Below are 624 nucleotides of genomic sequence, written 5' to 3' on the forward strand. Positions count from 1 at the left end.
CCAGGCCTCGGTGGTCGCCGCAGGATAGGCCCGGACATAACAGGCGTCGCTGTGCGGCAGATCGAAGGCGAAGAAATGTGCCTTCTGTTCCGCCCCGCCGATCACGACCAGTGCTTCGCCAAAATCCGCCTGGGCATGACCCGCTGGATGGCTCAGCGGTACGAACATCTCTCTGCCAGTCCGCTTCCTGAGCCGGACGTAATCCTTCACGATCGTGTAGCCGCCATCAAACCCGCACTCATCCCGCAGCCGCTCGAAAATGCGCTTCGCCGTGTGACGTTGCTTCCGTGGCCGGGCTTTGTCCTCGGCCAGCCACCGGTCGATCTGACCAATGAAAGCATCCAGCTTGGGCCGTCGGATCGGTGCCGTCCGCCGGTACCCGGGCGGTTCCGAATAGGCCAGCATCTTCGCAACACTGTCCCGGCTGATCCCAAAATCCCGGGCAATCTGGCGTCCGCTCAAACCGTCCTGAAAATGAGCCTGACGCACCTTCAAATACAAATCCACGGTGAATATCCCCAAGCCCTCCCGAATGCCGAAAGGGCAAAAGTGGCCGACTTTTACGCCGCCCGCGACAGCACAATGCCGCCGCTACCGTGGCCGAGTATTGCTCCGCCGTTTACA

1 protein-coding gene is annotated in these 624 nt (G+C 61.2%); it reads right to left on the bottom strand.

Features of this window, described 5'->3' with window-relative positions; all coding sequences use genetic code 11:
• Positions 1–507, bottom strand: a 507-nt coding sequence (locus tag AB0T83_RS20305) for an IS21 family transposase (RefSeq protein WP_494516552.1), incomplete at its 3' end; no start/stop codon positions are given.
• Positions 508–624 lie beyond the last annotated feature (117 nt).

Source organism: Meridianimarinicoccus marinus, assembly GCF_040689105.1.
Lineage (GTDB): Bacteria > Pseudomonadota > Alphaproteobacteria > Rhodobacterales > Rhodobacteraceae > Meridianimarinicoccus > Meridianimarinicoccus marinus.